This is a genomic window from Aeromicrobium sp., assembly GCF_025965075.1.
GTDB lineage: Bacteria > Actinomycetota > Actinomycetes > Propionibacteriales > Nocardioidaceae > Aeromicrobium.
Genome location: NZ_JAOPXQ010000017.1, coordinates 1 through 6,462 on the forward strand (window position 1 = coordinate 1; position 6,462 = coordinate 6,462).

Annotated in this window: 9 protein-coding genes and 2 tRNA genes; 2 read left to right on the plus strand and 9 right to left on the minus strand. The window is 70.1% G+C overall.

Going from position 1 to position 6,462, the window contains the following annotated elements:
- Positions 1 to 57: 57 nt before the first annotated feature.
- The 7 genes from JWQ91_RS00930 to JWQ91_RS00960 all read right to left on the minus strand — a co-directional run bounded on the left by JWQ91_RS00930 (position 58) and on the right by JWQ91_RS00960 (position 4,401).
- Positions 58 to 133 (minus strand) — tRNA-Glu (locus JWQ91_RS00930).
- A 68-nt stretch (positions 134 to 201) separates the two neighbouring features.
- Positions 202 to 273 (minus strand) — tRNA-Gln (locus JWQ91_RS00935).
- Positions 274 to 342: 69 nt separating this feature from the next.
- Entirely contained in the window at positions 343 to 1,836 is a 1,494-nt protein-coding gene (gene gltX, locus JWQ91_RS00940) for a glutamate--tRNA ligase (protein WP_297779555.1), read from the minus strand.
- On the minus strand, positions 1,829 to 2,611 hold the full coding sequence (locus JWQ91_RS00945) for a fumarylacetoacetate hydrolase family protein (protein WP_297779558.1): 783 nt from the start codon (positions 2,609 to 2,611) through the stop codon (positions 1,829 to 1,831). The genes gltX and JWQ91_RS00945 overlap by 8 nt, the downstream gene beginning before the upstream one ends.
- A 65-nt stretch (positions 2,612 to 2,676) precedes the next feature.
- Positions 2,677 to 3,441, minus strand: a complete 765-nt coding sequence (locus tag JWQ91_RS00950; protein ID WP_297779561.1) for an isoprenyl transferase — start codon at positions 3,439 to 3,441, stop codon at positions 2,677 to 2,679.
- Complete coding sequence (gene recO, locus JWQ91_RS00955) at positions 3,438 to 4,166, minus strand: DNA repair protein RecO (RefSeq protein ID WP_297779564.1); 729 nt, start codon at positions 4,164 to 4,166, stop codon at positions 3,438 to 3,440. The genes JWQ91_RS00950 and recO overlap by 4 nt, the downstream gene beginning before the upstream one ends.
- A gap of 28 nt (positions 4,167 to 4,194) precedes the next feature.
- On the minus strand, positions 4,195 to 4,401 hold the full coding sequence (locus tag JWQ91_RS00960) for a LuxR C-terminal-related transcriptional regulator (protein ID WP_297779567.1): 207 nt from the start codon (positions 4,399 to 4,401) through the stop codon (positions 4,195 to 4,197).
- Positions 4,402 to 4,535: 134 nt separating this feature from the next.
- On the opposite strand from JWQ91_RS00960, the gene JWQ91_RS00965 reads away from it, so the two are divergent.
- Positions 4,536 to 4,940 carry a DUF3052 domain-containing protein gene (locus tag JWQ91_RS00965; protein WP_297779570.1) on the plus strand — a complete coding sequence of 135 codons (405 nt, stop codon included), beginning with the start codon at positions 4,536 to 4,538 and terminating at the stop codon, positions 4,938 to 4,940.
- Positions 4,941 to 4,943: 3 nt separating this feature from the next.
- Here the strand turns inward: JWQ91_RS00965 and JWQ91_RS00970 are convergent, their stop codons facing one another.
- Complete coding sequence (locus tag JWQ91_RS00970; RefSeq protein ID WP_297779574.1) at positions 4,944 to 5,381, minus strand: VOC family protein; 438 nt, start codon at positions 5,379 to 5,381, stop codon at positions 4,944 to 4,946.
- A gap of 51 nt (positions 5,382 to 5,432) precedes the next feature.
- Between JWQ91_RS00970 and JWQ91_RS00975 the strand changes: the two genes are divergently transcribed.
- Positions 5,433 to 6,092 carry a DUF429 domain-containing protein gene (locus tag JWQ91_RS00975; RefSeq protein WP_297779577.1) on the plus strand — a complete coding sequence of 220 codons (660 nt, stop codon included), beginning with the start codon at positions 5,433 to 5,435 and terminating at the stop codon, positions 6,090 to 6,092.
- An 18-nt stretch (positions 6,093 to 6,110) separates the two neighbouring features.
- On the opposite strand, the gene JWQ91_RS00980 is transcribed toward JWQ91_RS00975, so the two are convergent.
- Positions 6,111 to 6,462, minus strand: a 352-nt coding sequence (locus JWQ91_RS00980; protein WP_297779580.1) for an aldehyde dehydrogenase family protein, incomplete at its 5' end; no start/stop codon positions are given.

Here is a 6,462-nt window from a genome sequence, read left to right on the forward strand (position 1 = left end):
CCCGGATGCAGAAGACCCCCTGACCGGCGTTTCCGCAGGTCAGGGGGTCTTTTTCCATGGTAGCCCCGACGGGATTCGAACCCGCGCTACCGCCTTGAGAGGGCGACGTGCTAGGCCGCTACACAACGGGGCCATGGGATTGGTCTCTCGACCGGATGAAACCCTACCAAAGCGCTTCGTGCTGCTGCTTGGAGGGTGTCGCTGGGATACTAGGACTCGAACCTAGAATGGCGGTACCAGAAACCGCTGTGTTGCCAATTACACCATATCCCACCGGTTCCGGACGTTGTCCGAACCGAGGTCAAACTTTACCCGACGGGGTGCCCGCGCCCCAAACCGGCATCACCCCAAGGCCGCATCGAGCCTCGCGATCGTCTTGCGATGACCCAGCAGCTCGAGCGACTCGAACAGCGGCGGAGAGATGCGACTCCCCGTCACCGCAACGCGTACGGGCCCGAAGGCCAGGCGCGGCTTGAGCCCCAGACCGTCGATCAACGTGACGCGCAACGCACCCTCGATCGTCCCGGTGGTCCACTCCGCGGTACCGGGGATCGCCGCGAGCGCGTCACGCGCGGCGCGAACGACCTCGAGACCCGACTCGTCGAGGTTCTTGGCCGCGTCGGCCTCGTCGACGCTGAAGTCCTCGTCCGAGACGAACAGGAAGCGCAGCATGTCGACGGCCTCGGTGAGCAACGTCATGCGCTCCTGCACCAGCGGCGTGGCCGCGGCGAGCAGCCCGAGGTGGGTCTCGGTGGGCGTCGCGTCGATCAGTCCGGCGTCCTGGAAGTAGGGCACGAGCCGGTCGCGCAGGTCCTCCTCCGTCAGCAGGCGGACGTGGGACCCGTTGATCGCCTCGGCCTTCTTGATGTCGAAGCGGGCGGGGTTGGGGTTGACCCGGCCGATCTCGAACACCTCGACCATCTCGGGGATCGAGAAGACGTCACGGTCGTCGGCGATCGACCAGCCCAGCAGCGCCATGTAGTTGAGCAGCGCCTCGGGAAGGAAGCCCTTGGGCTTGTAGTCCAGCAGGTTCGACTCGGGGTCGCGCTTGGAGAGCTTGCGGTTGCCCTCCCCCATGACGAACGGGAGGTGGCCGAACTCGGGCGTGAAGCCGCCGCCGATGCCGATCTCCGCGAACGCCTCGTAGAGCGCGATCTGCCGCGGCGTCGAGCTCAGCAGGTCCTCGCCGCGCAGGACGTGGGTGATGCCCATCATGGCGTCGTCGGTGGGGTTGGTCAGCGTGTAGAGCGGCTGGCCGTTGGCGCGCACCAGGACGTAGTCCTGGACGTTCTCGGACCCGAAGGTGATCTCGCCACGGACCAGGTCGGTGAACGTGTAGTCCTTGTCGGGCATCTTGAAGCGGATCACGGGCTCGCGGCCCTCGGCCTCGTACGCCGCGATCTGCTCGGGCGTCAGGTCACGGTGCAGGCCGTCGTAGCCGCTGGGCTTGCCGGCGGCCCGGGCGGCGTTGCGGCGCGCCTCGAGCTCCTCGGCGCTGTCGTACGCCTTGTAGGCGAAGCCCGCGTCGAGCAGCTGCTGGGCGACGTCGGCGTAGATGCCCATGCGCTCGGACTGGCGGTAGGGGCCGTGGGGGCCGCCGACCTCGGGGCCCTCGTCCCAGTCCAGGCCCAGCCAGTGCATGACCTCGACCAGCAGGTGGTACGACTCCTCGTTGTCGCGCGAGGTGTCGGTGTCCTCGATGCGGAAGACGAACTTCCCGCCGTGGTGGCGCGCGAACGCCCAGCTGAACAGGGCCGTGCGGGCCATGCCGACGTGCGGGTTGCCGGTCGGCGAGGGGCAGAAGCGGGCCACGACGGGCCGGATCGGATCAGTCATTGCGAGAAACCACCGGGTTCGTGAGGGTGCCGATACCTTCGACCGACACGCTGACCTGATCGCCGACCACCATGGGACCGACGCCGTCGGGCGTGCCGGTGAGGATGACGTCACCGGGGAGAAGGGTCATGAACGACGACACGTACGCGATGACGTCGGGAACCGTGAAGACCATGTCGGACGTGCGTCCGTCCTGCTTGAGCTCGCCACCGAGCTCGGTCGTGACGCGGACGTTGCTGGGGTCGAAGTCGGTCTCGATCCACGGCCCGAGCGGGCAGAAGGTGTCGAAGCCCTTGGCCCGGGCCCACTGGCCGTCCTTGACCTGCAGGTCGCGCGCCGTCACGTCGTTGGCGACGGTGTAGCCGAAGATCACCTTGGGCGCGTCCTCGACCGAGACGTCCCGGCAGATCCGGCCGATGACGACCGCGAGCTCGCCCTCGAAGTGGACGTTCTCGCTCTGCTCGGGATAGAAGATCGGCTCGCCGGGCCCGATGACGCTGGTGTTGGGCTTGAGGAAGATCAGCGGCTCCTCGGGCACCTCGCCGCCCATCTCGAGAGCGTGCTTGGCGTAGTTCTTGCCGACGCACACGACCTTGCTGCGCGGGATGACGGGCGCCAGCAGGCGTACGTCCGCGAGCGGGATCTTCTGGCCGCTGAGGTTCAGCCCCGCATAGAGGGGATCCCCGTTCAGGACCGCGATCGTGGGGACGCCGTTGTCGTCACCGATGACACCGAAACGGGGATCGTCGTCCCCGGCAAACCTGGCAATACGCATAGGACCCCAGCCTATCGGTCGCGCATCGGATCGCCCTCATGCAGCCTTCACTCCGCTGAGCCTGGTCAGGCGCTGCCGTAGCGGCGGTTGCGCGCCGCGTACTCCTCGATCGCGGCCCACAGCGCCCGCCGGTCGACGTCGGGCCAGGCGATGTCGGAGAACACCATCTCGGCATAGGCCGACTGCCACAGCAGGATGTTGCTGGTGCGCTGCTCCCCCGAGGTGCGCCAGAACAGGTCGACGTCCTCCATGTCGGGCTCGTCGAGATAGCGGGCGAAGACCTTCTCGGTGACCTTGTCGGGGTTGATCCGGCCGGCGGCGACGTCGCGCGCCAGCGCCGCGGCGGCGTCCGCGATCTCGGCGCGGCCGCCGTAGTTGACGCACATCGTCAGCGTCAGCACGTCGTTGTCCCGGGTCAGCTCCTCGGCGGTCTCGAGCTCCTTGATGACGCTGCGCCACAGCCGGGGACGACGCCCGGCCCAGCGCACCCGCACCCCGAGCTCGTGCATCTCGTCGCGGCGCCGACGGATGACGTCCCGGTTGAAGCCCATCAGGAACCGGACCTCGTCGGGCGAACGCTTCCAGTTCTCGGTCGAGAAGGCGTAGGCGGACACGGCCTTGACGCCGATCTCGATCGCGCCCTCGACGACGTCGAACAGTGCCGCCTCGCCCATCTCGTGGCCCGCCGTGCGGGGCAGGCCGCGCTGCTTGGCCCAGCGGCCGTTGCCGTCCATGACGATCGCGACGTGGCGCGGCACCTGCGCGAGCGGGACCGGTGGCGCGGTCGCGCCGGACGGGTGCGGCACGGGCCGCCGGACGGTGCGCTTCATCGGTCGACGTGGCTCAGGGAGCGCAGTCCGCGCTCGAGGTGCCACGAGAGATAGGCGCTGACGATGCTGCTGGCCTCACGGCGGGAGCGCTCCTCCGAGGTCTGCACCCGGTCCCAGTCGCCGCTGAGCAGCCCGGCCAGGAGGGAGACCGTGAACGGGGACGGCGCCGCCGAGCCGGCGACCCGGCAGGTGTCGCAGAGCATGCCGCCGGACGGGGCATGGAAGTTGCGGTGCGGGCCATCGCTGCCGCAGCGGGCGCAGCCGTCGAACGTCGGCGCGTAGCCCGCGATCGACAGTGCCCGCAGCTGGTAGGAGTCGAGGATCAGGCTCGGGGTGTAGCGCCCCTGGGTGAGCGCGCGCAGGGCGCCGGTCAGGAGCTGGAGCTGCGCGGTGGCGGGCTCCCCGTCCTCCTGGACGAGCCGCTCGGCGGTCTCGAGCATCGCGGTGCCGGCGGTGTATGCCGCGTAGTCGGCGCCGAGGTCCTTGGCGAACGCGTCGATCGTCTCGACCTGCGTGATGATGTCGAGCGAGCGCCCCTCGGCGAGCTGCAGGTCGACATGCATGAACGGCTCGAGCCGTCCGCCGAACCGTGACGTCGTCTTGCGGACGCCCTTGGCCACGGCACGGACGAGCCCTCGCTGGCGGGTCAGCACGGTGATGATCCGGTCGGCTTCACCGAGCTTGTGGACGCGCAGCACGATGCCGGCGTCGCGGTAGAGGCTCACCCGTCCATTGTGCCGTGCGGGGGTGACATCAGCCCCCCGGCTCGCCGCCGATCCCGGCATCGCGTGCCCGCGCCACCGCCTCGGCCCGGGTGCGCGCCTGCAGCTCGGCCAGGACGCCGCTGACCCGGTTGCGCACGGTCTTCTCCGACAGGAACAGCCTGCGGGCGATGCTGGCGTTGTCGAGGCCGCGCGCCATCAGGTCGAGCACCTCCCGCTGGATCGGCGTCGCCAGCATCATCGTGCTGCTGCGCGTGATCGCAACCGTCGTGGCATTCGGGCTGCCGGGCTTCCCGGGCGTCGTGAGTTGAACGCCCGGACGACCGGGTCGGTGCGATTCCCGTGCCGGCCCGGTCGGCCTACGCTCGGAGGATGGCGCGGGACTCCGGCTACAGCGGCACTCCCCAGCTCCGGAAGCTGGGGATCAAGCCCGGCCTGCGCCTCGCCGTCGTGGACGCCTCGCCCGACTGGTCGTTCACCGAGCCGCTCGTCGGCGTCGAGTCCGTCCCGCCGGGGCCGACCGACGTCGCGGTCGCCTTCGTCCGGTCGGCGGAGCGGCTCGCCTCGATGGCCGCGTGGGGCGAGTGGATCTTCCCGGCCGGCTCGCTGTGGGTCGCCTGGCCGCGCAAGGCCGCGGGTCACGTCAGCGATGTCGACGAGAACGCGATCCGGGCCACCGCGCTCGAGCTGGGCCTGGTCGACGTCAAGGTGGCCGCGATCGACACCGACTGGTCGGGACTCAAGATCGTGTGGCGCAAGGACAACCGGTCCCGGTAGTCCTCAGTCGAGGCAGAACTCGTTGCCCTCCGGGTCGTGCAACGTGATGAAGCCCAGCTCCATCCGTCCGTCCGGCTCGACCCGGTAGGCGCGGGTCGCGCCGAGCGCCTCGAGCCGGGCCGCCTCGGTCTCGAGGGTCGCCATCCGCTCGTCGCCGGTCTGCCCGACCGCGACGCGCACGTCGAGGTGGACGCGGTTCTTGGCGGTCTTGCCCTCCGGGACCCGTTGGAAGAAGACCCGCGGGCCGGTCCCCTCCAGGGGCAGGATCGCCGAGCGCGAGTTCCACTGGTCCTCGGGCACGCCGAACGTCCGGAGTGCCTCCTCCCAGCTGGCGAAGCCGTCCGGGGGCGGCTGGAGCTGGTAGCCGAGCGCCTCGGCCCAGAACTCCGCCAGCGCGCCGGGGTCGGCCGAGTCGAAGGTGATCTGAATGTCTCTGGTCATGTCCCCACGATCGCGCGGGCCGCCGACAGTTTCCAGTGCGAGGATCGGCGCATGGCGGTTCTCGGGGTGGACGGGTGCAAGCTGGGCTGGGTCGGGGTCCGGTGGGACGACGACGACACGACGGTGCTGGTGGCGCCGACGATCGGTGAGCTCGTGGCGCTCGCCGGGCCGGTCGACGCCGTGGCGATCGACATCCCGATCGACCTGCCGCTGGACGCCCCGCGCGAGGCGGAGCGGCACGCCCGTCCACGGCTGCCGGGGCGGGCGTCGACGGTGTTCAACGCCCCGGCCGCGGTCGTGCTCGACGCGGTCGACTATCACGCCGCCAACGCCGCGAACCGGGCCGCGCTGGGCCTGGGGCTCAGCAAGCAGACGTGGTACCTCGTGCCCAAGATCCGTGACGTCCACGACTGGCTGACGACCTCGCCGGGCGTGCCCGTCGTGGAGGCCCACCCCGAGGTCTGCTTCGCCGCCATGAACGGCAGCGTCCTGGTCGACGGCAAGACCACCGCCGACGGTGAGGCCGCGCGCCGCCGCCTGCTGGCCGACCACGGTCTGGTCGTCGACACGGCACGGCGGACCGGGGTCGCCGTCGACGACGTCCTGGACGCCGCCGCGACGGCGTGGACCGCCCGGAGGTACGCCGCCGGTCTCGCCGAACGGCTGCCGCCGGAGCCCCGGGACGTACCCGCCCCCGCCATCTGGGCCTGAGGGTGCCCCCGGGTCGGGCTAGACGAACTCGACGCCCTGGGCCAGCGGCAGCTCGGTCGAGTAGTTGACAGTGTTGGTCGAGCGGCGCATGTAGGCCCGCCAGGCGTCGGAGCCCGACTCACGACCGCCACCGGTCTCCTTCTCGCCGCCGAACGCTCCGCCGATCTCGGCACCGGACGGGCCGATGTTGACGTTGGCGATGCCGCAGTCCGAGCCCACGACCGACATGAAGGTCTCGGCCTCGCGGACGTCGAGGGTGAAGATCGACGACGACAGTCCTTGCGCGACCTCGTTGTGCAGGACCATCGCGTCGGCGAAGTCGTCGTAGGTCAGGACGTACAACAGCGGGGCGAAGGTCTCCGCCTTGACG

Bases quoted from the DNA above. Each gene is read 5' to 3' on its own strand.
- gltX (WP_297779555.1), bottom strand. From the start codon at position 1,836: ATGACTGATCCGATCCGGCCCGTCGTGGCCCGCTTCTGCCCCTCGCCG.
- JWQ91_RS00945 (WP_297779558.1), bottom strand. From the start codon at position 2,611: ATGCGTATTGCCAGGTTTGCCGGGGACGACGATCCCCGTTTCGGTGTC.
- JWQ91_RS00950 (WP_297779561.1), bottom strand. From the start codon at position 3,441: ATGAAGCGCACCGTCCGGCGGCCCGTGCCGCACCCGTCCGGCGCGACC.
- JWQ91_RS00960 (WP_297779567.1), bottom strand. From the start codon at position 4,401: ATGCTGGCGACGCCGATCCAGCGGGAGGTGCTCGACCTGATGGCGCGC.
- JWQ91_RS00965 (WP_297779570.1), top strand. From the start codon at position 4,536: ATGGCGCGGGACTCCGGCTACAGCGGCACTCCCCAGCTCCGGAAGCTG.
- JWQ91_RS00970 (WP_297779574.1), bottom strand. From the start codon at position 5,381: ATGACCAGAGACATTCAGATCACCTTCGACTCGGCCGACCCCGGCGCG.
- JWQ91_RS00975 (WP_297779577.1), top strand. From the start codon at position 5,433: ATGGCGGTTCTCGGGGTGGACGGGTGCAAGCTGGGCTGGGTCGGGGTC.